We start from the raw sequence: 21,687 nt of genomic DNA on the forward strand, positions 1-21,687 counted from the left end.
CGCCGGGGAGCGACAAGCCGCCAGATGGCGGCCGTCAGCGGTGGCCGGCGAGGGTGATGGATACCGACTCGGCGAAACGCAGGGCGTGGGGTTTGTCCACTTCGACCTCGGCGTAACGCACGGCCTGGTGAGCCATCACCAGATCGAGGATTTCCTGGGTCAGGCGCTCGAGGAGGGCGAATCGGTTGCCTTCCACGTGGGCAATGATCGCCTTGGTGATGGTGCGGTAGTTCAGGGCGTGCTCGATGTCGTTGACCTGTACGGCGTCGACGGCCGGGTAGAGGATGGTCAGGTTGATCAGCACGTCCTGCTTGTTGTTGATCTCCTCTTCCTTGATGCCGATATAAGTGCGCAGGCGCAGATCCTTGACGCGGATGCGCGCCATCCCGGGTTCCAGTCGCGGCATTAGTTGTTCCGTCCGATCAATTGCAGAAATTCATGGCGAGTGTTGCAGGAGTCGCGGAACGCGCCAAGCATCACCGAGCTGCTCATCACCGAGTTCTGCTTCTCCACGCCGCGCATCATCATGCACATGTGCTTGGCCTCGATCACCACGGCGACCCCGGCGGCGTTGGTCACCTGCTGGATCGCGTCGGCGATCTGCTTGGTGAGGTTCTCCTGGATCTGCAGGCGGCGGGCGTACATGTCGACGATGCGCGCCACCTTGGACAGCCCGAGCACCTTGCCGGTGGGGACGTAGGCGACATGCGCCTTGCCGATGAAGGGCAGCAGGTGATGCTCGCACAGCGAGTAGAGCTCGATGTCCTTGACGATCACCATCTCGTCATTGGCGGACTCGAACAGCGCGCCGTTGACGATCTCCTCCAGCGACTGCTGATAACCGTGGCAGAGGTACTGCATGGCCTTGGCAGCGCGTTTCGGTGTGTCGAGCAGGCCCTCGCGCTCGGGGTTTTCACCGAGGCCTTTGATGATTTCGCGGTATTGCTGGGATAAGGGTTCGCTCATGGCAGTGTCCTGGGACAGTCGCTCACTTGAGGTGGCGGCCGCCGTTGAGGGTAAGGGTCGTTCCGGTTACGTAGGGATTGTCCAGCAGATAGCGCAGGCTCTGATAAAAGGCCTGCGGACCGGGCTCCATGCCCAGCGCCGATTTGGCCAGAGCCCTGGCCCGATAGGCCTCGTCATCACCCTCGTTGAACATCAGCAGCGCCGGGGCGATGGCGTTGACCTTGATGCGTGGCGCAAGGCGGGCGGCGAAAGACAAAGTCAGACTCTCCAGCCCGGCCTTGCTGGCGCAATAGGCGGGGCGATTGGCGCTGCCCTTGCGCACCACGTCGTCACTGACGTGAACAATGTCCGCCTGCGCCGACTGCAGCAGCAGTTCGCTGCAATGCAGGTTGATCAGGTAAGGGGCGAGCATGTGCACGTTGAACAGCTGGCGAAAGGCCTCGGCTTCTTCGCCCGGCGTCTCGTCCAGCCATTGCGAGGCGTTGTGCACTATTGCGCGCAGGCCGCTGCACTGTGCCCTGAGGCCGTCAATAAAGGCCAGAATCCCGCTCTCGTTACTGAAGTCGGCATGTAGGGCAATGGCGCCCCGTTCACGCAGCTGCGCAATGCTGTCGCGCTCCTCGCGGTAGCTGACGATCACCGGCTGGCCTTCGTCGAGCAGACGTTCGGCGCAGTACAGCCCGACCCTCTGGCCGGCACCGGTGATCAGGATGGGAAAGCTGGCAGCGCTCATATGCGACCTGTGCAAACGAAAGAAAGGCCTGGCTCGTACCGCCTCGGGATACCTGACCAGTGGCAGGCGGCATTCACCAGGCCGTGGGTAAAGCTATACCAGAGCTGCAGGTTGTACAAGCATGTGTGTCATGTGGTTTTGCTATCAGGTTCGGTTTCAAAGCCTATTCATTTGAGTTTTAAAGGTTTTTTCAAGATCTTTGGCGCTGGTTTGAGTTTGTACATGGCCTGTGCGTGGATTTATTTTGTACAGGTATTGATGTCTTGTACAACGAAAACGGCCAGCGAAGGCTGGCCGTTTCGGGAGAGAAGCAAGCTTTGTGTGCGTACTCAGGATTTACCGATACTGGCGGCTCGCCTGCTCAGACGCTGCGGGTAGTTGCCTTGCAGCCAGGGCTCCAGCAGGCGGGTGGAGAGGGGGATGAACAGGTAGGTCATCAGTGGCGTCAGTGCCAGTGTCGACAGCAGCACGCGAGTGACCAGTGACAGGTCGCCGAGCCAGGGCCCGAAAAGCAGGTTGAAGGCCAGGGAAACCGGAAAGAACGCCAGCCAGATCGCCACGCTCTGTTTCCAGCGGGGTGGCTGGCGGTTGGCACTGCCGAACCAGGCGTCGAGCCCTACAGCGCGCTTTTCATGAGGCTGGGCGAAGAGTCCTGCGCCACGCTGTAGCCAGGCCTGGCGTGAGGCGGAATGCTCCCAGGAGGCCATGGTCTGTTCGTCGCTGAAACGGAAAACGATCTGGAATTCATCGTCTCCGGCAGGTGGTGCCAGTACGCCGGAGCCAAGATAGCCGGGGAAGTCGGTAGCCAGGTGCTCACCTTCACGCAGCCAGGCGATGAAGTCGTGATAACGGCCGTTGGCGACGCGGCGCGCCACCATAAGGGTCACGGGGGACATTGTGTATCTCCTCGAATTTTGCCGTCAGCCGGGGTGTGGCATCGGCGCAACCGAACACGGGGTGGTGTGTTCGATGAAAATGCAGCAAGGATTATTCCCGTTTTGGAAAAATTAGTCAGCCCGGCCTGACGACGGGCCTCGGCTCGAGCGGCCGACGCCGCAACGTCGGCAAGATGTTCTGTCAGGGTGCGTCGGCTGTACCAGATTGGGGCGTTGGGAGCGGAACAGCTGATAGCTCTGTCCGGAAACGGGCATCGCGAAGTCGATCAGGGACAATTATGCAATGGCGCGTCTTGTATAGTTTCTGCACAATGTGAGCTCACCGACGCTGGGGGTACAATCCCCGCTTAATTCATTGCCGTGATGCCTGAAGCCATGCCTGAACTCGCCTCCGTCACATCGCTCGCGTCCAGTGCTCTGAAGCAGGAAGAACTGTTCCCCATTCGCGAGGTTTCCCGTCTTACCGGGGTCAACCCGGTCACCCTGCGCGCCTGGGAGCGGCGCTATGGCCTGATCCGGCCGACGCGTACCGACAGCGGTCATCGCCTTTATTCGCAGGCCGACATCGACGCCGTGCGCAGCATTCTGGCCTGGATCGAGCGCGGCGTGGCAGTCAGCAAGGTTGGCTCTATTCTGGCCAAGAGTGCCAGTAGCCGCAGTGTCGCCAAGCCGGCCTATGACGAAGTCAGTGGTGACGACTGGAGCCAGTGGCAGGATCAACTGCGCAGTGCGCTGCAGAATTTCGACGAACCGCGTCTCGAGCGCCTGTATGGTCAGATTTTCTCCTGTTATCCGCTGCCGGTGGTATTTCAGGACATTCTCATGCCGGTCTGGCAGGAGTTGCTGCTGCGCCAGGACGAAGTGGGCCAGCGTGGCGAGTGGCTGATGTTCGACGGATTCCTGCGTGGGCGTTGCTGGCAGCGTTTGCAGCTGGGCCGAGGGGAAGGCCGGAGCCGCGTGCTGCTGGTGGCGTTACCCAGCCATTGCCGCGAACTGGAATTGCTGGTTGCGGCCTTGCTGCTCGGCAGCCCGGACATCGAGATCACGGTTATGGGGCCAGGTGTGCCGATGAGCGATCTGGCGCTGATCTGCGAGCGCATGCGTCCGCAGGCGCTGGTGTGCTTCAGCAATCAGCCGCCAGGCGAAGAGTTCCCGCGGCAATTGCTGCGTCTGGCGCTCGGTCTGGAATGTCCGGTATTGCTCGCGGGGGATAGCTCCGATCTGGCCGAGGAGAGCCTTGCCGGCTCGTCCATCGCCTGTCTGGGCAACGAGGGGCGCTTGATGCAGCGTCGTCTGCAGCAGTTCCTGGCGGGCCATCTCGACACCTGAGAGGGCCTGCGCCACAGGCTCAGTCGACGGTTACGGTTTGCTGCTCGCAATGTTGATCGAACAGATACTGGCGCAAGGTCTGTTCATCCTCTGCATGCAGGGTCTGCAGGCGGTAGGCGTAACGCGTCTTGCTGACGCGTCTGGCCAGGCGCGCACGCAGTTGTACGCGCTGCTCCCTGGGCAGGAGTAGTTGCAGCAATTGATCCTTGGCTGGCGCACCGGACTTGTCGTACTCCACCAGCATGCCGTTATTGGAAAGCTCCAGCGCCCGCAGGCCGCTGGGGCGTTCCTTGCTATCCAGCAGTGCCAGCGCCGTCGGCAGGGCCAGTCGCCACGGCCGCTCGTTCACCCCTTGCTCGAAGATCAGCGGCGCACCCAGCTCCAGGCGCGACTGGCTCTGGTCATCCTGAATCAGGCGCAAAGGGAAACTGAGGTGCTGACTGTCGCTGTGGGTGCTCAGGCTCAGATGTTCTTCATTGCCCAGGCGATTCAACAGCTCACTGAGCCTTTCGCCCAGCGCCAATTGCGGCGCAGCACTCGGGCGTCGCGTATGCGATGGCTTGGAGAGAATCTGCTGGATGAAGTCCAGCTCGTCCTGAGTCAGCAGCGGGTCGCTTTGCATTGTTTTTTTAGCACGGCAAGGGGGCTAACCCTTGTGACTGCCGTACCGGACGATAGTTTTATCCGTTCGTCAGCTTTTCAGCCGCGCCAGCTCGGCCTTGAGTTCGGCCACTTCGGTCTCCAGTTCGCGCACGCGCTGCTTGGCTTCGACCTGCTCGGTAACATCCTTCTGAATGCCGATGTAGTAGGTCAGCTGGTCGCTCTCGTTGTGCACCGGGGTGATCGACAGCTCGTTCCAGAACGCACTGCCATCCTTGCGATAGTTGCGGATGATCTGCCGGCAGGGCCTGCCCGCCCTGACAGCATCGCGAATGGCCTGCAGGCCGATCTGCGCGCGATCGCCTGCCTGCAGGAAGCGGCAGTCCTGGTAGAGGATATCGTCGCAGCTGTAGCCGGTCAGGCGTTCGAATGCCGCATTGGCGTAGATCAGAATATTGTCTTCGCCCTCCTGCTCGGCCACCACGATCCCGTCGTTGGAGGCGTCGACTACCAGTTGCAGCAACTTGGCATTGATCATGGATTCGATATCCGCATACAGAGGTGCGCTGATTCTAAAACATCGGGTCGCACTGTCCACTTGCGGCATAATGCGCGGCGTTTTTACTGTTTCCGGAGTTGTCATGAAAGTCGCCATTGTCTCGGGCTCGGTCTACGGTACGGCCGGAGAAGTCGCACGCCACGCCGAGCGTCAGCTCAAGGCCGCCGGGCTGGAGGCCTGGCACAAAGCGAACATGAGTCTCGACGAGCTGCTGGATTTCGCGCCGGATGCTCTGCTCACCGTGACCTCCACCACGGGTATGGGTGAGCTGCCGGACAACCTGCTGCCGCTGTACAGCGAAATCCGCGACCGTCTGCCGGCCTGGGCTGGCAAACCGGCGGCAGTGCTGGCGCTGGGCGACTCCAGCTACGACACCTTCTGCGGAGGTGGCGAGCTTATCCGCGAGCTTTATGCCGAGCTGGGTCTGCGTGAGGTGGTCGAGATGCTGCGCCTGGACTCCAGCGAAACCGTGACCCCGGAGACGGATGCCGAGCCCTGGCTGCAAGCCTTCGCGGCGGCGCTGAAGGGCTGACCTGCACTGGCGGGCGCGTCAGCCCGGAGCTGGCGTGGCCGCGATAAGGGCGGCGAATATGTCCTTATCGCGCCGCGGCGTGACAGCGTCGTGACTCGCAAAGCCATCAAGATGGCTGCCAGGGCAACTACCGCCGTGCAGGCGCATGGCTAGACTGCGGACACCACCGATCAACAAGAACATCGAGGTGTCGCCGTGAATGCTCCGCTGAAACTCCCTGCCGTGAAGAATCAGGTATCCGAAGCCGAATGGCGTACCCGCGTCGATCTCGCGGCCTGCTACAGGCTGATCGCGCTCTACGGTTGGGATGACCTGATCTTCACCCATATTTCTGCCAAGGTGCCGGGGACCGAAGATTTCCTCATCAACCCCTATGGCCTGATGTTTCACGAGATCACCGCGTCGAGTCTGGTCAAGGTCGATCTGGCGGGCAACAAGCTGATGGACAGCCCGTTCGACATCAACCCTGCCGGTTACACCATCCACAGTGCGGTACACGAGGTGCGCCACGACGTGGGCTGCGTGCTGCACATCCACACCCCGGCGGGGATTGCCGTGTCGGCGCAGAAGCAGGGGCTGCTGCCGCTGTCGCAGCAGTCGCTGTTCGTCCTCGCCAGCCTGGCCTACCACGGCTATGAAGGGGTGGCGCTGAACCATGACGAGAAGGCGCGGCTGCAGGCAGACCTGGGCGACAAGAACTTCATGATCCTGCCCAACCATGGCCTGCTCACGGCTTTCGGCAGCATCGCCGACGCCTTCCTCGGCATGTTCACCCTGCAGCGGGCCTGCGAGATCCAGGTCATGGCGCAGAGCGGCGGTGCCGAGCTGATCCATATTCCGCAGCAGATTCTCGACGGTGCACGGGCGATGATCGCCGGCGTGATGAAAACGCCGCAGGGCATGGGCGGCTCGCTGCCCTGGCCGGCGCTGCTGCGCAAGCTGGACCAGCAGATGCCGGGTTACGACCAGTGAGTGGGCTGCCAGGCATCGCTCTGGATGAATGGCGCGCGCAAGGCCAGACGCTGGACTTTCGCGGTCACGCGATCCGTTACTGGATCGCCGGTGACCCGGCGGCCGAGCCACTGCTGCTGATTCATGGCTTTCCCAGCGCCAGTTGGGACTGGCATCGCCTGTGGGCGCCGCTGGCCGAGCGTTATCGGTTGATCGCTTGCGACATGCTCGGTTTCGGCTACTCGGCCAAGCCGCGCGGCCATGCCTACAGCCTGCTGGAGCAGGCCGATCTGCAACAGCTGCTGCTGGCGCATATTGACGAACAGCGCCCGTTGCACGTGCTGGCCCATGACTATGGCGACAGCGTGGCGCAGGAGCTGATCGCCCGGCATCAGGACGGGCACCTGCAACTGGCCAGTTGCGTGTTCCTCAATGGCGGTCTGTTCCCCGAAACCCACCATCCGGTGCGCGTACAGAAGCTGCTGCTCGGTCCTCTCGGGCCGTTGATCGGCCGGCTGTTCTCGCGGCGCAAGCTGGAGCAGGGTTTCTCGCGCATCTTCGGCCCAGGCACCCAGGCCAGCGCCGCCGAGCTGGATGCACTCTGGCAACTGGTGGCCTGCAACAACGGCCCGGCCGTCATGCATCGGCTGATTCGCTACATGCCCGAGCGGCGCCAGCAACGGCAGCGCTGGGTCACTGCCATGCAGGCGACTGACGTGCCGATGCGGGTGATCGATGGTGCCTTCGACCCTATTTCCGGTGCGCACATGGTGGCGCGCTATCGGGAGCTGATCGCCGACGCGGACACCGTTCTGCTTGAGGGTATCGGTCACTATCCACAACTCGAGGCCCCGGCTGCGGTGCTCGAGCACTATTTGCAGTTTCGTGATGCAAGGAGCTCACATGCGTAGACGTACCCTGCTCAAAGGCGCGGCAGCAAGCGGAGTTGCCGTGCTTGGCGCCGGCTACTGGGCATTGCCTACCGGCTCGCGGGCGGCTGCGGTCAGCCTGGATGGCGCGCGCGAGGTCCTGGCCGGGCTGCAGGGCAAGACGTTGCAGAGTCTGCGCGGCTGGAGCCCGAGCGAAGTGTTCAATCATTGCGCGCAGAGTATCGACTATTCCATCGACGGCTACCCCGAGCTGAAGCCCGCCTGGTTTCGCCATACGCTCGGGCCTGCGGCGTTCGCCGTGTTCAGCTCGCGCGGCGCCATGCGTCACCCGCTGGATGAAGCGATTCCCGGAGCCTCCGAACTGACCGAGCCGGCCAGTCAGGCGTTGGCGCTGCAGCGTCTGCAGGCGGCCTTCGAGCGTTTCGCCGGGCACCGGGGAGCGCTGCAGCCGCACTTCGCCTACGGCGCTCTGGATCATGCTGAATATGCCCTGGCGCATGTGTTGCACCTGTACAACCACCTGAGCCTGATCCGTCCGACCTGAACGTCGCGATAATTTTTCTCGAACCTCCTCGGCGCTGGGCGACTCACTAACTGTGTCACTCACAGAAAAGTCGAGGTCACTCATGAACAACATGAACAAGAAGTTATCTGCACTGCTGTTGAGCGGGATCATGGGCGCGATGGCACTGCCTGCCCTTGCCGAAACCGAATCCGATGGCACCAGCTCTCCGGGGCCGACCATGCCGTCCGCTCCGGGGGAGGCGCCAATGAATCCCGGCGATGAAGGCAACGGCATCCCGCCTGTTCAGGGTCCCAATACCGACGGCAATCCCGGTAGTGATGGCGGTGGCTCGGGCGATGGCACCGGCAGTGGTGCCGGTACTGGCGGCGGCAATGGTTCCGGCTCCGGTTCGGGCGCCGGTAGCTGACACGCATAAGGTCGCATTATCGACCGTCATTCAGGGGCCCCGCGCGCCTTGTTAAGCACGCGGGGCTGCCTGACACTCGGGAGCATTCACAACCTGCCCGAGGAAGCTGTTGATGAGCGATGCCATCCGTTTCGAAGATCAAGTGGTCATAGTCACCGGTGCTGGCGGAGGCCTGGGCCGTGCCCATGCGCTGCTGTTCGCCCGCCATGGCGCCAAGGTGGTGGTCAACGATCTGGGCGGCAGTACCCACGGTGAAGGGGCCAACGCCTCGGCCGCCGACAAGGTGGTTGAAGAGATCCGCGCGCTCGGTGGCACCGCAGTGGCCAACCATGATTCGGTTACCGATGGCGACAGGATCGTACAGACCGCGCTCGACCATTTCGGCCGCATCGACGTGCTGGTCAACAATGCCGGCATCCTGCGCGACAAGAGCTTCCACAAGATGGAAGACGCCGACTGGGACCTGGTCTACAAGGTTCACGTCGAAGGCGCCTACAAGACCACGCACGCCGCCTGGCCACATCTGCGCGAGCAGAATTTCGGCCGTGTGATCTTCACCTCGTCCACCTCCGGTATCTACGGCAACTTTGGCCAGAGCAACTACGGCATGGCCAAGCTCGGTCTTTACGGCCTGACCCGCACCCTGGCCATCGAAGGCCGCAAGAACAACATTCTGGTCAATGCCATCGCCCCAACGGGCGCCACGCGCATGACCGAAGGCCTGATCCCGCCGCAGGTGTTCGAGCAGCTCAAGCCCGAGCTGGTCAGCCCGCTGGTGGTGTACCTCGGCAGCGCGGCCTGCCAGGACACTGGTGGCCTGTTCGAGGTTGGAGGTGGCTGGGTCGGCAAGGTGCGCTGGGAACGTAGCCTGGGCGCCGGTTTCGATCCCAGGGCCGGTTTCAGCCCCGAAGACGTAGCTGCCCAGTGGCAGCGCATCTGTGACTTCGAAGGTGCAGCGCATCCGGCGGATAACGTCGAGGCGCTCAAGGAGATGATGGCGAACCTGCAGAAATACGCGCTCTGAGCGGTAAGCAGGTAAAAAAGGCCGACAGCGATGTCGGCCTTTTTCGTTGGCAGGCGGCATTTCTGACGCGCGATCGGCGAGGTGACGGACAAGCTAGACTCTGGTCTCGGGCCGCCCCCGGCAGTAGTACCCGGCTGTTACCTGTCGGAATGAACAGCGGCGAATAATGAGTTCGTTCCACCTACCTTCAGGAGACGATCATGGCTGCCAAGAAGATTCTCATGCTGGTCGGCGACTACGCCGAGGACTACGAAACCATGGTGCCGTTCCAGGCACTGCAGATGGTCGGCCACACCGTGCACGCAGTCTGTCCGGACAAGGTCGCCGGGCAGACGGTGCGCACCGCCATCCACGATTTCGAGGGCGATCAGACCTACAGCGAGAAGCCGGGTCACAACTTCGCGCTCAACTTCGACTTCGCCAAGGTACGTGCAGAGGACTATGACGCGCTGGTGGTTCCCGGTGGCCGTGCGCCGGAGTACCTGCGTCTGAATGGCGAAGTCGTGGCGCTGGTGAAGGCTTTCGCCGCAGCCGACAAACCCATTGCCGCCGTCTGCCACGGTGCCCAGCTGCTGGCGGCCGCCGGTGTGCTGGAAGGCCGCGAATGCAGTGCCTATCCTGCCTGTGGGCCGGAAGTGACGTTGGCCGGTGGCAAGTACGTGGACATTGCGGTGGATCAGGCACACGTGCAGGGCAAGCTGGTCACCGCGCCGGCCTGGCCTGCGCATCCGGCCTGGCTGGCAGCGTTTCTCCAGGTACTCGGCACGGAAATTCGCCTGTAACCGACGTGGCCCGGATGCCATCCGTAGGCGCATCATTTTACCCGGCTGCATCCGGGCTGCGACGCTCATGAGGAGACCAAGCCGATGTGCGAACTGTATGTGAAGGCCGACCCCATTCTGTATGAGTCGCGCTCGCGTTCATTGCGTATCCGCGGTGTGGTGACCACGCTGCGTCTGGAGAACCAGTTCTGGGACATCCTGCGCGAGATCGCCGAAGTCGACGGCATGACCACCAACCAGCTGATCGCCAAGCTGTACGAGGAGGTCATGGATTTTCGCGGCGAAGTGGTCAATTTCGCCTCGTTCCTGCGCGTCAGCTGCACCCGCTACCTGGCACAGAAGGCCGGGCGCCAGGCGCCGCTGCGGGTGGTCGGTGCAGGCGGCTGAGTTACTGGTACATCCAGAAATTCGGGTGTTCCTGTGCGCTCGGCGCGGCTGCTTGCTGGGTCGGGCGGGCTGGCTGAAAGATGCGCTTGATCAGGCTCATGCGAGGTACTCCTGTAAAGGTGAGTGACAGGCGTGCATGATCGAAGAAGCGATTCGATTGATAAAGCGGATTGCTTCTATCTTTGCAATCGAGTAAGTCTATTGTTGTTGCTGGGGACGCTCATATTGCGCCCCGGAGCGCCCGCGTGCAGAGGGAGGCGTTCAGCCTACCTGCGCAACCCAGTCGTTGAGGTTGTAATAGTTGCTGATGCGCGCGACCTTGCCGTCCTTGATCTCGAAGAAGGCGCCGGCCGGCAGTACGTAGGTCTGGCCGTTGGCCGGTGGCAGGCCTTCGTCGTCGGCCAGGTACTCGCCACGTACCACGAATTCGGCGGCGGCGCGGGTGCCTTCGGCGCTCTGCATGATCACGATGTCGGTCAGACGCTCGCGGTAGCAGCGGTTCATCTTGTCCATGAAGGCGGCGAAGGTGACCTTGCCGACCTGGCGTTCGCCCTGGTTGATGTCGTGCACCACGTCCTCGGTCAGCAGGTCGAGGAAGGCGGGCATGTCGCCGGCGTTGAACGCGGCGTAGTAGGCCTGAACCAGTTCGGTGGCGGTCATGGCTAAGTTCCTTTCGTAGCGTGGTTAGTGGTGGGTTGGCGCGCATGATAAGTTCGCGCTTTCGTGCCGGCATAGCCGCCGGCGTCACCCTGCTGCTGGCGAGCGACTCCAGATGGACATCGAATTGCTCCGGGGGCCACAGATAGCGCCCTACATCGAAGACCTGGCGCACCTGCGGATAATGGTCTTCCGCGAGTTTCCCTACCTCTACGACGGCAGCCTCGACTACGAGGCCGAGTACCTCGACACCTATGTGCGCAGCGCCGATAGCCTGTGCGTGCTGGTGCGTGACCAGGGGCGTGTGGTCGGCGCCTCCACGGCGCTGCCGCTGGCTGACGAAACCGCGGAATTCCAGCAGCCGTTCCTTGCGGCGGGCTGGGATGCTGCGCGGATTTTCTACTGCGCCGAATCGGTGGTGTTGCCGGACTGGCGCGGGCGTGGTCTGGGCGTGCGCTTCTTCGCCGAGCGTGAGGCGCATGCGCGTAAACTGGGCCGTTTCGACTGGTGCGCCTTCTGCGCCGTGCGGCGCCCCGCCGATCACCCGCGTCGGCCCGCCGACTATCAGCCACTGGACGCCTTCTGGGCACGCCGCGGCTATCGCCATCATCCCGAATTGCACACCCAGTACCACTGGCGCGACCTGGACGAAGCCGAGGAATCGGCCAAACCCATGTCGTTCTGGCTCAAGGAACTCACCTGATGATCAAGGTTGCCGCCTGCCAATATCACATCGATCTGCTGACCAGCTGGGAAGCCTACGCCGGGCACCTGACCACGCTGTGCGAGGACGCGGCCGGGCAGGGCGCCGAGCTGCTACTGCTGCCGGAGTACGCTGGCCTGGTGCTCACTGGGCAATTGCCGGAATCCGAGCGCAGCGATCTGCACGGTTCAATTGCCGGGATCCAGGCGCTGCTGCCGCGCTGGCTGAAACTGTGCGAGGGCCTGGCGCGGCGGCTGAAGATCCATCTGCAACCCGGTTCGGTGGCCGTGCTGGATGATGACGGCGTTTACCGCAACCGTGCCTGGCTGTTCGGCCCGGACGGCTGCCTGGGCAGCCAGGACAAACTGATGATGACCCGTTTCGAGCTGGAGCAATGGCAGATCGCCGCTGGCAGCGGGCTCAAGGCGTTCGACACGGCGTTGGGCAGGCTGGGCATCCTTATCTGCTACGACAACGAATTCCCGCTGCTGGCGCGCACCCTGGCCGAGGCTGGCGTCGATCTGATCCTGGCCCCCAGTTGCACCGATACCGAAGCGGGGTTCTATCGCGTGCGCATCGGTGCCCAGGCGCGCGCCCTGGAAAACCAGATCGCCGTGCTGCAGTCGCCCACGGTCGGCCTGGCACCCTGGTCGCCGGCGCTGGACGAAAATATCGGCCGCGCCGCGCTGTACGTGCCGTCGGACTACGGCATGCCGGCCAATGGCGTGATCGCCGAAAGCGAGGAGCTGTGCCCCGCGCGCAGTCACTGGCTGATCGCCGAGCTGGATCTGGCCGAGGTACGCCGTGTGCGCCAGCAGGGTCAGGTATTCACCCGGCGCGACTGGCCCCGGCAGTTCGAAGACGGCCGGCTGGTGTTGCGATGAACGCCCCGCAGACGCCGGATTCGCCGCTGCTTGCCTACGAACGGGCGCTGGCAGGCGGTTTTGTCGCCGATGCCGCGCAGCGCCGTGCCGTAGAAGCGCTGCAGCACTGCCATGAAGCCGTGCACCGTGGTGAGCAGACTCCTGGCGTGTACCTCTGGGGACCGGTCGGGCGTGGCAAGACCTGGCTGATGGACAGCTTCTACAACAGCCTGCGTGTGCCGGCGCGTCGGCAGCATTTTCATCACTTCATGCAATGGGTGCATCGCCGCCAGTTTCAGCTCACCGGCAACGCCGATCCGCTGCGTCTGCTGGCTGAGGAGCTGGGGCGAGAGGTGCGCGTGCTGTGTTTCGACGAGCTGTTCGTCAGCGACATCGGCGACGCCATGCTGCTTGGCCGCCTGCTCAGCCTGGTGGTGGCGCAGGGCGTGGTGCTGGTGGCCACCTCCAACCAGCCGCCGGATCAGCTCTATGCCGATGGCTACAACCGTGAGCGCTTCCTGCCTGCCATCGCCGCGCTCAAGGCGCACATGCGGGTGGTGACCGTGGACGGTGAACAGGACCATCGTCTGCATCCGGGCGCGCAGGTCCGGCGCTATTGGGTACAGCAGCCGCAGGTGCTGGCTGAGCAGTTCGCCCGTTTGAGCGAGAGGCAGGTCATCAGTCGCGAGCCTGTGGAACTCAGCCATCGCCGTATCGATGCCCTGGGGCATAGCCCGGCGGCGCTGTGGTGCCGCTTCCGCGATCTGTGCGAACAGCCGCTGGCCGCAGCCGATTTCATCGAACTGTGTGAGCGTTTTCCCGCCATTCTGCTCGCCGAAGTGCCGCGCCTGGGCGGCGAGCAGCGTGAGGGGCGCATCGCCCGAGGCACCGAGGACGGTGCCGAGCGGGTCGATGCAGGGGATCGGCAACTGCCGGCGTTGTCGCGTAATGACGATGCGGTACGCCGCTTCATCGCCTTGGTCGACGAGTGCTACGACCGCCGTGTGCCGCTGTACATCGAGGCCGAGGTGGCGCTGGAGGAGCTGTACACCCAGGGTTATCTCGACTTTGCCTTCCGCCGCACGCTGAGCCGTTTGCACGAGATGCAGCTGGAGCGCTTCGGGGCAAGCTGATTCAGCCGGCCAGGTACTGCTCCGTGGACACCACACTCGCATAGGCGAAGGCCAGTGCGGCCATATAGGCGGCGTGAACCTGAGCAGCCGCAATCGATTGCCCTTCGAATTCCTGGTCACGCGTTGCGCAGGCATCGTGGATCACCGTGGTGGCGTAGCCGAAGTCGCTGCTGGCACGTGCTGCAGCGTCGATACACATATGACTCATGGCGCCAACCAGGGTGATCTGCTCGATGCCGGCGGCGTCCAGCTGAGCCTTGAGGTCGGTGCCGAGGAAGGCGTTGACCCGATGCTTGAGCACCACCACTTCGCTCGCCAGGGGCTGCACCTGCGGATGGATGTTCGCACCAGCGCTGCCGGGGACGAAGAAGGGCGCGTCGGCGCTTTCGAATTCATGGCGTACATGGATCACCTTATCGTCCGCCTGGCGTGCTGCCGCCAGCACGCGGGCGGCGTTGGCGGTTGCTCCTTCCATGCCTTCGAGCGACCACTTGCCGCCGGCGAAATAGTCGTTCTGGATGTCGATCAGGATCAGGGCGCGCTTGCTCATGGTTGTCTCCGTGGGATGATGTGCGGCAAACCTTATCGCTCTGGCGAGCCTGCGAGGATGGGCGCGGCCGACAATCTGCGGGGAAAAACTGACAATGAGCGAACGCTGTCTGGAGATCGGCCTGTTGCTCTATCCCGGTGCCCAGCTGGCAGCGGTGTATGGCCTGGGCGATCTGTTCGCGGTGGCCAACCGCATGGCCACCGGGGAGGGGCGTGAGGGGCTGCCTCGGCTGCGGGTCAGTCACTGGCAGGCCGATGAAACAGGACAGCTTCAGCGCATGTTCGACAGCCTGCCGCAGGCCGAGGGTGCGCCGCAGGTGGTGATCTTGCCGCCCTGTCTGGACGATGCTGCCGAGCAGCCGCTCGCTGCCGTGTACCGTGACTGGCTGCGTGCACAGCACGGCGCCGGCGTGCTGCTGGCTTCGGTCTGTGCCGGCGCCTTTGCACTGGCCGAGTCCGGTTTGCTCGATGGGCGCACGGTGACCACCCACTGGGCACTGGCAGCGCAGATGGCGGCGCGTTTTCCGCAGGTGCAGGTATTGCCCGAACGCATGGTGATCGATGACGGTGACCTGATCACCGCCGGTGGTCTGATGGCCTGGACCGATCTAGGTCTGGCCATTGTTACTCGCCTGCTGGGGCCCACCATAGCTGCCGAGACCGCGCGCTTTCTGGTGGTGGACCTGAACCGCGAATCGCAGCGCCATTTCAGCAGCTTCGCGCCCAGCCTCGATCATGGCGATGCCGCAGTACTCGCCGTGCAGCGCTGGTTGCAGGGGGAGGAGGGCGCTGAGGCGAGCCTGGCCGATATGGCCGCGCGTGCCGGGCTGGGAGAGCGCACCTTTCTGCGTCGCTTTCGCGCCGCCACCGGGCTAAAACCCACCGAGTACTGCCAACAGCTACGCGTGAGCAAGGCGCGCGAAATGCTTGAGTTCACCCGCCAGAGCATCGACCAGGTGGCCTGGCAGGTGGGGTATCGCGACAGTGGCGCGTTTCGCAAGGTCTTCACTCGCCTGGTGGGCCTGTCTCCTGGCGATTACCGGCGGCGTTTCGGCACCACCTCGCGTTAGACCGAGTCTTCCGCCGCCTTACCTGCCGGATTGTCACGGGTCGGCATGGCGAGAATCTCCGGCAGCACGTCGCGGGCGAATACATCATGCAGGCGGCGCAATTCCGCTATCGGGTCGAGATGATGGTCGACGCGGATGTCCCATAGCGGGTACTGCTCCTGATCGACCACGTAGATCACCGCCGAGGATTCGCCGTGGCGATCGCCGCCGCAGTCGTCACCGGCCGCCAGGGCTTCGATCAGGCGCTCGATCAGCGGGCGCCTCTCATGCTCGCGGTAGGCGCGAGCGACCGCCTCCAGCACCTGCGGGCCGACCAGGCGATTGCCCTGTACGGAGAATTGCTCGCCAGTCAGCGAGCCGGCCCAGGGAATGCACTTATCGCCAGTCCAGCAGACCGTATCGCCGCGGGCGTCGATCAGGGCGCACTGGCGCAGCTCCATGCAGGGATCGCTGCTCCTGAGTCGCTGCAGTGCTTCCTGCGCCGAGAGCCCCTGACGCAGCAGGTCCAGCCCGTCCAGACCCAGATAGGGATTGACCTGCGCCTGAGTTGCCACCGCGCCCGCACCGGCTGTGGCATGACTGAGCAGTTTGCCGACGGCGGGCATGGCGGTGGCAGCAGCGACGCCGAACTGGCCTGTGCGCGGGCAACGCGCGATGATGGAAAAGGTCATGGCAACTCCTGGATGATTTTCAGCTTAGGCCATCACCTGGCCGCTATCGTTCCGCCTGGCTTTCCGCTGCTGCGCCTTTGCCTGATCAGCTCGGGCGTCGTCTAATGCGCAGCTGTTCACTGCCTGCTATGAGGAATGCCGCATGATCCTTGGTCAGTCGCTCGCGCAATGGCGCGCGGAGTTTCCGCTGCTCGACGAGCTGATCGCCCTGCGCGAGACCCATTGGTTCAACCCGGCTGTGGCGCCCGCTGCCGAGGCGCTGGGCGATGTCGGTTTGAATGCTGCCGATGTGGCTGATGCCCGCGCCCGCCTCGAGCGTTTCGCGCCTTATCTGGCCAGGGTTTTTCCGCAGACGGCCGGCAGCGGCGGCATCATCGAGTCGGACATCCTGCACCTGCCGCAGATGCAGGCGCTGCTGAGTGAGCAGATCCAGGCACCAAATGGCATTGGTGGGCTGTGGCTCAAGCGTGACAGCCATCTGCCCATCTCCGGTTCGATCAAGGCCCGCGGTGGCATCTACGAGGTGCTCAAGCATGCCGAGGAGCTGGCGTTGGGCGCCGGGTTGCTGAGCCTCGACGACGATTACGCCTGCCTCGACAGTGACGCGATGCGCGCCTTCTTCGGCGGCTATCAGGTGGCGGTCGGTTCCACCGGCAACCTGGGATTGTCCATCGGCATCATCAGTGCACGTCTGGGCTTCCAGGCCACGGTTCATATGTCCGCCGATGCGCGTCAGTGGAAGAAGGACAAGCTGCGCGCCCATGGTGTGACCGTGGTCGAGTACGCCAGCGACTACAGCGTTGCGGTGGAGCAGGGGCGGCGGCAGGCCGAGGCCGATCCGCGCTGCCACTTCGTCGACGACGAGAACTCCAGGCATCTGTTCCTCGGCTATGCGGTGGCCGGCGAACGCCTCAAGCAGCAGCTGGCGGCGGCCGGTGTCGTGGTCGATGCCGAGCATCCGCTGTTCGTCTATCTGCCTTGTGGCGTCGGGGGTGGGCCCGGTGGCGTGGCCTTCGGCCTGAAGCTGGCGTTCGGCGATGCGGTGCACTGTCTGTTCGCCGAGCCGACCCATTCACCGTGCATGCTGCTCGGCGTGCATACCGGCCGGCATGAAGAACTGGCGGTGCAGGATTTCGGCATCGACAACCGTACTGCGGCCGATGGCCTGGCGGTGGGGCGGCCATCGGGGTTCGTCGGCCGCGCCATGCATCGCCTGATCGACGGCTACTACACGGTCAGCGACGAGCAACTGTTCCGTTACCTGGCGTTGTTGGAACAGACCGAGGGCCAGCGTCTGGAGCCTTCGGCGCTGGCCGGGATGCCGGGGCTACTGCACGTGCTGGGCGAGCAGCAGGGCTATCGCCAGCGCATGGGGCTGACGCCACAGCGCATGGCGCAGGCGAATCATCTGGTCTGGGCGACCGGCGGCAGCATGGTGCCCCAGGCTGAAATGGACAGTTACCTGACGCGTGGCCGGCAACTGTTGCAGGACGCCTGACGGGCTGCGGATTCATGCCCTGAAAACGCAAAAGCCCGGCATATGCAGGCCGGGCTTTTTGCTTTGCAGCGTTGACGCTTACTTCACTTCCACCGCCAGGCTTTCGGCGATCTTCTTGTTCCAGATCGCGGGGCCAGTGATGTGTACGGACTCGCCGTTGGTGTCGACCGCGACGGTCACCGGCATGTCCTTCACTTCGAACTCATATATGGCTTCCATACCGAGTTCTTCGAAGGCCAGCACCTTGGACTTCTTGATCGCCTGGGCCACGAGATAAGCGGCGCCGCCGACGGCCATCAGGTACACGGCCTTGTTGTCCTTGATCGCGTCGATGGCGATCGGGCCGCGCTCGGATTTGCCGATCATGCCCAGCAGACCGGTCTGCTCGAGGATCTGACGGGTGAACTTGTCCATCCGCGTGGCCGTGGTCGGGCCAGCCGGGCCCACCACTTCGTCACCGACCGGATCGACAGGGCCGACGTAGTAGATGAAGCGACCTTTCAGGTCCACCGGCAGTTGCTCGCCCTTGTTCAGCATGTCGACCATGCGCTTGTGCGCAGCGTCGCGGCCGGTGAGCATCTTGCCGTTGAGCAGGACGGTCTCGCCCGGTTTCCAGCTCTGCACGTCTTCCGGGGTCAGGGTGTCGAGGTTGACGCGGCGCGCGCTCGGGCCGGCTTCCCAGACGATTTCCGGGTAAGCGTCCAGATCCGGCGCTTCCAGCGAGGCCGGGCCGGAGCCGTCGAGCACGAAGTGAGCGTGACGGGTGGCGGCGCAGTTGGGGATCATGCACACCGGCAGGGAGGCGGCGTGGGTCGGGTAATCCATGATCTTGACGTCAAGCACGGTGGTCAGGCCGCCCAGACCCTGAGCGCCGATGCCCAGCTGGTTGACCTTCTCGAACAGCTCCAGACGCAGCTCCTCGATACGATTCTGCGGGCCGCGCGCCTGCAGTTCGTGGATGTCGATGTGCTCCATCAGCACTTCCTTGGCCATCACCGCGGCCTTCTCGGCGGTGCCGCCGATACCGATGCCGAGCATGCCGGGCGGGCACCAGCCAGCACCCATGGTCGGCACGGTCTTCAGCACCCAGTCGACGATGGAGTCGGACGGGTTGAGCATGGCCATCTTCGACTTGTTCTCGGAGCCGCCGCCCTTGGCCGCGACGTCCACTTCCACCTTGTCACCAGGGACGATGGAGTAGTGGATCACCGCCGGGGTGTTGTCCTTGGTGTTCTTGCGGGCACCTGCCGGGTCGGCCAGGATCGAGGCGCGCAGGACGTTTTCCGGCAGGTTGTAGGCGCGACGCACGCCCTCGTTGATCATGTCGTCGACGCTCATGGTGGCGCCGTCCCAGCGCACGTCCATGCCGACCTTGATGAAGACGGTGACGATGCCGGTGTCCTGGCAGATCGGGCGGTGGCCAGTGGCACACATGCGAGAGTTGATCAGGATCTGCGCCATGGAGTCCTTGGCGGCCGGCGACTCTTCCTTCAGGTAGGCCTCGTGCATGGCCTGGATGAAGTCGACGGGGTGGTAATAGGAGATGAACTGCAGTGCGTCGGCAACGCTCTGAATCAGGTCGTCCTGCTTGATCACGGTCATTGGGGCGCTCCTCTATCAGGGAACATCTACAAGGAAGCGCCGGACAACGACCCGGCGCAACGGCGAAAAACTGTCGGGGGACGATTTCTACGTCGTCCTCGACGCTCGGCTTAGTGGCCGCCACGCAGGGCGGCAACGAAAAAGGCGCGGCAGTATACCGCGCCGGTCGTACAGGGCACAGCCGCCTAAGGTCGATGATGCTGGCTGCATGGGTTGTCGGCTCGCTAGGCAAGCTGTGATCACAGGGGTAGAGTAACGGCTAGATGCCAGTATGGGATGGAGCCCATGAGCTCAACTAAGCGCAGGGGCGTGCAACGCAGCCTGCAGAATCTCTTGCTCAAACGCTTCGCCATGGCCTTCGCTACCTACGCGATGATGGCCCTCGTCTGCTGGTTCGCTGTATTCAACGGAATGTTTCTCGGCTCGCTCAGCTCGGCCGCCTGGCTGACAGTCGGGGTGTTCGGCAGTCAGCTGGTGTTCCTCTGGCTGTTTCTTTCCGGGCGCAACCTGCGTTTCGAGGACCCCAGCCTGACCGAGGCTCAGGTGCTGGTCGCACTGGCCTGGCAGCCGCTGGTGCTTGGGCTGTACGACAGCGCCCGCGGCGTGATGATGGTCTTCTACGTGCTGATCCTCCTGTTCGGCGTGTTCCAGCTGGCGCCCAGGGTATTCGCGCGCTGCGCCGCCTTTGCCTTCTTCGGCTTCACCGCGATGGTGCTGGTGGAGGCCTACCGCATGCAGTTGGTGGATTCCAGCATGGCCTGGCTGCAGGTGTGGGTGCTGTTCATTCTGCTGGTCTGGCTGTGTCTGTTCTCCAGCTATGTGCAGGCCATGCGCAAGCGCATGCGCCAGCGCCGTTTCGCCTTGCAGGCGCATCAGGACACCCTGCGCGGAATGATGCGCCAGCTCGAGGAGCTGGTCGCCACCGATGAGCTGACCGGTCTGTTCAACCGCCGTCATTTCCTGCGTCTGGCCAGCCGTGAGCTGGAATACCTCGGGCGTGGGCGCCAGCACGGTCTGGCGCTGATCGACCTGGACCATTTCAAGCGGATCAACGATGCTCACGGTCATGCCGCTGGCGACCGGGTGCTGCAGACCTTCGCCGCGGTGGCCCGCGCCTGTCTGCGCGACGGCGATATCATTGCCCGCTACGGCGGTGAGGAGTTCGTGCTGCTACTGCCCAATACCGATGCCGATCAGTTCACCAGCTGCTGCGAGCGGCTGCGCGAGGCATTCGCCAAGGCCGAACCGGTGGGGGTGCAGGTCGAGTGCCTCAGCCTTTCCGTCGGCATGACGATGCTGACCGCCGGCGATGACCTCGACGACGCCCTGCAGCGCGCCGATCAGGCGCTTTACCAGGCCAAGCGCGGCGGGCGTAATCGCTGCGATGCCAGCTGGGAGCGTACGGGTGCCTGAACTGCGCGTGGGTGCCCGGCTACTGCAGGTAGCCCAGCAAACCAACCTGCTCGACGCCTTGCTTGGCGCTGACGTGGCAGTGCCCTACAGCTGCCGCGCAGGCAGTTGTCACGCCTGCCTGGTGCGCTGTGTCGACGGCGAACCGCAGGACCTGCGGCCCGAGGCATTGGCGCTGGACAAGCGAGCCGAGGGCTGGCGCCTGGCCTGCCAGTGCCAGGTGATCGGCGATCTGCAGGTCGAACCCTTCGATCCGCAGCGCGATGGCCTGGCTGCGAAGGTGGTCGACCTGGACTGGCCCGGTGCACAGGTTCTGCGCCTGCGTTTGCAGCCGTCGCGGCCGCTGCGCTACCGCACCGGTCAGCATCTGCTGCTGTGGAGCGGGCAGGGTGTTGCCCGGCCTTACTCGCTAGCCAGCGTGCCGGGCGAGGATGACTGGCTGGAGTTTCATATCGATTGCCGGCAGCCAGGCGCCTTCTGTGATGCCGCGCGGCGTCTGCAGGTTGGCGATGTGCTGCGCCTGGGCGAGCTGCGTGGCGGCGCACTGCATTACGACTCTGACTGGCAGACGCGCCCGCTCTGGCTGCTGGCCGCTGGTACCGGGCTGGCGCCTCTTTACGGGATTCTCCGCGAAGCCTTGCGTCAGGATCACCAGGGGCCGATACGAGTCATTCACCAGGCGCATGACGATGCTGGTCATTACCTCGCCGAGCCCCTGCAGGCGCTGGCTGCAGCTCATCCGAATCTGCAGGTGCAGTTGGCAACGGCGTCCGAGCAGGCGGCGGTTTTGGCGGATCTGCGGCTTGTTTCGCGGCAAACCATCGCCTTAGTCTGCGGCTCACCCGCCAGCGTGGAAGCCTTCGCCCGCCGCCTGTTTCTGATCGGCGTGCCGCGCAACCAGGTACTGGCCGACGTCTTTCTACCACGCGCATAGTCCGGCTGCGATGCCG

General features: G+C 63.7%; 26 protein-coding genes. 16 read left to right on the plus strand and 10 right to left on the minus strand.

The features are described 5' to 3' along the window. Positions 1-34 precede the first annotated feature (34 nt). From folX to OEG79_RS05865, 4 genes are all read right to left on the minus strand, one after another. Entirely contained in the window at positions 35-406 is a 372-nt protein-coding gene (gene folX / locus OEG79_RS05850; RefSeq protein WP_024309111.1) for a dihydroneopterin triphosphate 2'-epimerase, read from the minus strand. Next, positions 406-966: a GTP cyclohydrolase I FolE gene (folE, locus tag OEG79_RS05855; protein ID WP_264147857.1), complete on the minus strand. Its 561-nt coding sequence runs from the start codon at positions 964-966 to the stop codon at positions 406-408. The genes folX and folE overlap by 1 nt, the downstream gene beginning before the upstream one ends. A 22-nt stretch (positions 967-988) precedes the next feature. After that, the gene (folM, locus tag OEG79_RS05860) at positions 989-1,699 is read right to left on the minus strand and encodes a dihydromonapterin reductase (protein ID WP_264147858.1); all 711 of its coding nucleotides are present in this window, start codon (positions 1,697-1,699) and stop codon (positions 989-991) included. A 329-nt stretch (positions 1,700-2,028) separates the two neighbouring features. After that, complete coding sequence (locus OEG79_RS05865; RefSeq protein ID WP_264147859.1) at positions 2,029-2,595, minus strand: antibiotic biosynthesis monooxygenase; 567 nt, start codon at positions 2,593-2,595, stop codon at positions 2,029-2,031. A gap of 375 nt (positions 2,596-2,970) precedes the next feature. Here OEG79_RS05865 and OEG79_RS05870 point away from each other — a divergent pair, with 375 nt between their 5' ends. Continuing rightward, positions 2,971-3,924, plus strand: a complete 954-nt coding sequence (locus OEG79_RS05870; protein WP_264147860.1) for a MerR family transcriptional regulator — start codon at positions 2,971-2,973, stop codon at positions 3,922-3,924. A 19-nt stretch (positions 3,925-3,943) separates the two neighbouring features. Here the strand turns inward: OEG79_RS05870 and OEG79_RS05875 are convergent, their stop codons facing one another. Together OEG79_RS05875 and OEG79_RS05880 are read right to left on the minus strand one after the other, a co-directional pair. Further along, entirely contained in the window at positions 3,944-4,546 is a 603-nt protein-coding gene (locus OEG79_RS05875; protein ID WP_264147861.1) for a PilZ domain-containing protein, read from the minus strand. Positions 4,547-4,615: 69 nt separating this feature from the next. Continuing rightward, positions 4,616-5,062, minus strand: a complete 447-nt coding sequence (locus OEG79_RS05880; protein ID WP_264147862.1) for a PAS domain-containing protein — start codon at positions 5,060-5,062, stop codon at positions 4,616-4,618. 103 nt (positions 5,063-5,165) lie between these two features. Here OEG79_RS05880 and OEG79_RS05885 point away from each other — a divergent pair, with 103 nt between their 5' ends. From OEG79_RS05885 to OEG79_RS05920, 8 genes are all read left to right on the plus strand, one after another. Further along, positions 5,166-5,615 carry a flavodoxin gene (locus OEG79_RS05885; RefSeq protein ID WP_264147863.1) on the plus strand — a complete coding sequence of 150 codons (450 nt, stop codon included), beginning with the start codon at positions 5,166-5,168 and terminating at the stop codon, positions 5,613-5,615. Positions 5,616-5,810: 195 nt separating this feature from the next. Beyond that, entirely contained in the window at positions 5,811-6,587 is a 777-nt protein-coding gene (locus OEG79_RS05890) for a class II aldolase/adducin family protein (RefSeq protein WP_264147864.1), read from the plus strand. Further along, a complete protein-coding gene (locus OEG79_RS05895; RefSeq protein ID WP_264147865.1) occupies positions 6,584-7,477 on the plus strand; it encodes an alpha/beta fold hydrolase in 894 nt (297 codons plus the stop codon). Before OEG79_RS05890 ends, OEG79_RS05895 begins: the two co-directional genes overlap by 4 nt. Continuing rightward, the gene (locus OEG79_RS05900) at positions 7,470-8,000 is read left to right on the plus strand and encodes a DUF1569 domain-containing protein (protein ID WP_264147866.1); all 531 of its coding nucleotides are present in this window, start codon (positions 7,470-7,472) and stop codon (positions 7,998-8,000) included. Before OEG79_RS05895 ends, OEG79_RS05900 begins: the two co-directional genes overlap by 8 nt. 82 nt (positions 8,001-8,082) lie before the next feature. After that, positions 8,083-8,388: a hypothetical protein gene (locus OEG79_RS05905; protein ID WP_264147867.1), complete on the plus strand. Its 306-nt coding sequence runs from the start codon at positions 8,083-8,085 to the stop codon at positions 8,386-8,388. A 112-nt stretch (positions 8,389-8,500) separates the two neighbouring features. Further along, entirely contained in the window at positions 8,501-9,412 is a 912-nt protein-coding gene (locus tag OEG79_RS05910) for an SDR family oxidoreductase (RefSeq protein WP_264147868.1), read from the plus strand. A 197-nt stretch (positions 9,413-9,609) separates the two neighbouring features. Then, complete coding sequence (locus OEG79_RS05915; RefSeq protein WP_264148680.1) at positions 9,610-10,194, plus strand: DJ-1/PfpI family protein; 585 nt, start codon at positions 9,610-9,612, stop codon at positions 10,192-10,194. 84 nt (positions 10,195-10,278) lie between these two features. Next, on the plus strand, positions 10,279-10,581 hold the full coding sequence (locus tag OEG79_RS05920; protein WP_264147869.1) for a ribbon-helix-helix domain-containing protein: 303 nt from the start codon (positions 10,279-10,281) through the stop codon (positions 10,579-10,581). A 261-nt stretch (positions 10,582-10,842) separates the two neighbouring features. Here the strand turns inward: OEG79_RS05920 and OEG79_RS05925 are convergent, their stop codons facing one another. Further along, positions 10,843-11,241, minus strand: a complete 399-nt coding sequence (locus OEG79_RS05925; protein WP_264147870.1) for a nuclear transport factor 2 family protein — start codon at positions 11,239-11,241, stop codon at positions 10,843-10,845. Between the two features lie 112 nt (positions 11,242-11,353). Between OEG79_RS05925 and OEG79_RS05930 the strand changes: the two genes are divergently transcribed. From OEG79_RS05930 to zapE, 3 genes are read left to right on the plus strand one after another with little or no spacing between them, the layout of a single operon-like run. Next, positions 11,354-11,941 carry a GNAT family N-acetyltransferase gene (locus OEG79_RS05930; RefSeq protein ID WP_264147871.1) on the plus strand — a complete coding sequence of 196 codons (588 nt, stop codon included), beginning with the start codon at positions 11,354-11,356 and terminating at the stop codon, positions 11,939-11,941. After that, positions 11,941-12,825, plus strand: coding sequence for a carbon-nitrogen hydrolase family protein (locus OEG79_RS05935; RefSeq protein ID WP_264147872.1), 885 nt, complete (start codon positions 11,941-11,943; stop codon positions 12,823-12,825). The genes OEG79_RS05930 and OEG79_RS05935 overlap by 1 nt, the downstream gene beginning before the upstream one ends. Further along, on the plus strand, positions 12,822-13,937 hold the full coding sequence (zapE, locus tag OEG79_RS05940; protein WP_264147873.1) for a cell division protein ZapE: 1,116 nt from the start codon (positions 12,822-12,824) through the stop codon (positions 13,935-13,937). Before OEG79_RS05935 ends, zapE begins: the two co-directional genes overlap by 4 nt. A gap of 1 nt (position 13,938) precedes the next feature. Here the strand turns inward: zapE and OEG79_RS05945 are convergent, their stop codons facing one another. Continuing rightward, entirely contained in the window at positions 13,939-14,487 is a 549-nt protein-coding gene (locus OEG79_RS05945) for a cysteine hydrolase family protein (RefSeq protein WP_041979834.1), read from the minus strand. Positions 14,488-14,581: 94 nt separating this feature from the next. Between OEG79_RS05945 and OEG79_RS05950 the strand changes: the two genes are divergently transcribed. Beyond that, a complete protein-coding gene (locus OEG79_RS05950) occupies positions 14,582-15,556 on the plus strand; it encodes a GlxA family transcriptional regulator (RefSeq protein ID WP_264147874.1) in 975 nt (324 codons plus the stop codon). Here OEG79_RS05950 and OEG79_RS05955 read toward each other — a convergent pair. Then, positions 15,553-16,227 (minus strand): DUF1028 domain-containing protein, encoded by a 675-nt coding sequence (locus tag OEG79_RS05955; RefSeq protein WP_264147875.1) that lies wholly within the window; start codon positions 16,225-16,227, stop codon positions 15,553-15,555. The genes OEG79_RS05950 and OEG79_RS05955 overlap by 4 nt on opposite strands. 142 nt (positions 16,228-16,369) lie before the next feature. Here OEG79_RS05955 and dsdA point away from each other — a divergent pair, with 142 nt between their 5' ends. Continuing rightward, positions 16,370-17,725, plus strand: a complete 1,356-nt coding sequence (gene dsdA / locus OEG79_RS05960) for a D-serine ammonia-lyase (RefSeq protein WP_264147876.1) — start codon at positions 16,370-16,372, stop codon at positions 17,723-17,725. Between the two features lie 78 nt (positions 17,726-17,803). Here the strand turns inward: dsdA and OEG79_RS05965 are convergent, their stop codons facing one another. Then, a complete protein-coding gene (locus OEG79_RS05965; protein WP_013716649.1) occupies positions 17,804-19,327 on the minus strand; it encodes a fumarate hydratase in 1,524 nt (507 codons plus the stop codon). A gap of 411 nt (positions 19,328-19,738) precedes the next feature. Between OEG79_RS05965 and OEG79_RS05970 the strand changes: the two genes are divergently transcribed. Together OEG79_RS05970 and OEG79_RS05975 are read left to right on the plus strand one after the other, a co-directional pair. Continuing rightward, positions 19,739-20,740, plus strand: a complete 1,002-nt coding sequence (locus tag OEG79_RS05970) for a diguanylate cyclase domain-containing protein (RefSeq protein ID WP_413247539.1) — start codon at positions 19,739-19,741, stop codon at positions 20,738-20,740. Beyond that, entirely contained in the window at positions 20,733-21,671 is a 939-nt protein-coding gene (locus OEG79_RS05975; RefSeq protein WP_264147878.1) for an iron-sulfur-binding ferredoxin reductase, read from the plus strand. The genes OEG79_RS05970 and OEG79_RS05975 overlap by 8 nt, the downstream gene beginning before the upstream one ends. The last annotated feature ends 16 nt before the right edge of the window (positions 21,672-21,687 follow it).

This window comes from Pseudomonas sp. Z8(2022), assembly GCF_025837155.1.
In the GTDB taxonomy this organism is placed as follows: Bacteria; Pseudomonadota; Gammaproteobacteria; order Pseudomonadales; family Pseudomonadaceae; genus Aquipseudomonas.

What these genes read in the sequence shown, in the direction of transcription:
- OEG79_RS05950 (WP_264147874.1), top strand. Translation starts at nt 14,582, where the DNA reads ATGAGCGAACGCTGTCTGGAGATCGGCCTGTTGCTCTATCCCGGTGCC.
- OEG79_RS05880 (WP_264147862.1), bottom strand. Translation starts at nt 5,062, where the DNA reads ATGATCAATGCCAAGTTGCTGCAACTGGTAGTCGACGCCTCCAACGAC.
- OEG79_RS05900 (WP_264147866.1), top strand. Translation starts at nt 7,470, where the DNA reads ATGCGTAGACGTACCCTGCTCAAAGGCGCGGCAGCAAGCGGAGTTGCC.
- OEG79_RS05970 (WP_413247539.1), top strand. Translation starts at nt 19,739, where the DNA reads ATGTTTCTCGGCTCGCTCAGCTCGGCCGCCTGGCTGACAGTCGGGGTG.
- OEG79_RS05920 (WP_264147869.1), top strand. Translation starts at nt 10,279, where the DNA reads ATGTGCGAACTGTATGTGAAGGCCGACCCCATTCTGTATGAGTCGCGC.
- OEG79_RS05965 (WP_013716649.1), bottom strand. Translation starts at nt 19,327, where the DNA reads ATGACCGTGATCAAGCAGGACGACCTGATTCAGAGCGTTGCCGACGCA.
- folX (WP_024309111.1), bottom strand. Translation starts at nt 406, where the DNA reads ATGCCGCGACTGGAACCCGGGATGGCGCGCATCCGCGTCAAGGATCTG.
- OEG79_RS05875 (WP_264147861.1), bottom strand. Translation starts at nt 4,546, where the DNA reads ATGCAAAGCGACCCGCTGCTGACTCAGGACGAGCTGGACTTCATCCAG.
- folE (WP_264147857.1), bottom strand. Translation starts at nt 966, where the DNA reads ATGAGCGAACCCTTATCCCAGCAATACCGCGAAATCATCAAAGGCCTC.
- OEG79_RS05865 (WP_264147859.1), bottom strand. Translation starts at nt 2,595, where the DNA reads ATGTCCCCCGTGACCCTTATGGTGGCGCGCCGCGTCGCCAACGGCCGT.
- OEG79_RS05930 (WP_264147871.1), top strand. Translation starts at nt 11,354, where the DNA reads ATGGACATCGAATTGCTCCGGGGGCCACAGATAGCGCCCTACATCGAA.
- OEG79_RS05885 (WP_264147863.1), top strand. Translation starts at nt 5,166, where the DNA reads ATGAAAGTCGCCATTGTCTCGGGCTCGGTCTACGGTACGGCCGGAGAA.
- OEG79_RS05870 (WP_264147860.1), top strand. Translation starts at nt 2,971, where the DNA reads ATGCCTGAACTCGCCTCCGTCACATCGCTCGCGTCCAGTGCTCTGAAG.
- OEG79_RS05935 (WP_264147872.1), top strand. Translation starts at nt 11,941, where the DNA reads ATGATCAAGGTTGCCGCCTGCCAATATCACATCGATCTGCTGACCAGC.
- OEG79_RS05955 (WP_264147875.1), bottom strand. Translation starts at nt 16,227, where the DNA reads ATGACCTTTTCCATCATCGCGCGTTGCCCGCGCACAGGCCAGTTCGGC.
- OEG79_RS05945 (WP_041979834.1), bottom strand. Translation starts at nt 14,487, where the DNA reads ATGAGCAAGCGCGCCCTGATCCTGATCGACATCCAGAACGACTATTTC.
- OEG79_RS05910 (WP_264147868.1), top strand. Translation starts at nt 8,501, where the DNA reads ATGAGCGATGCCATCCGTTTCGAAGATCAAGTGGTCATAGTCACCGGT.
- zapE (WP_264147873.1), top strand. Translation starts at nt 12,822, where the DNA reads ATGAACGCCCCGCAGACGCCGGATTCGCCGCTGCTTGCCTACGAACGG.
- dsdA (WP_264147876.1), top strand. Translation starts at nt 16,370, where the DNA reads ATGATCCTTGGTCAGTCGCTCGCGCAATGGCGCGCGGAGTTTCCGCTG.
- OEG79_RS05905 (WP_264147867.1), top strand. Translation starts at nt 8,083, where the DNA reads ATGAACAACATGAACAAGAAGTTATCTGCACTGCTGTTGAGCGGGATC.
- folM (WP_264147858.1), bottom strand. Translation starts at nt 1,699, where the DNA reads ATGAGCGCTGCCAGCTTTCCCATCCTGATCACCGGTGCCGGCCAGAGG.
- OEG79_RS05925 (WP_264147870.1), bottom strand. Translation starts at nt 11,241, where the DNA reads ATGACCGCCACCGAACTGGTTCAGGCCTACTACGCCGCGTTCAACGCC.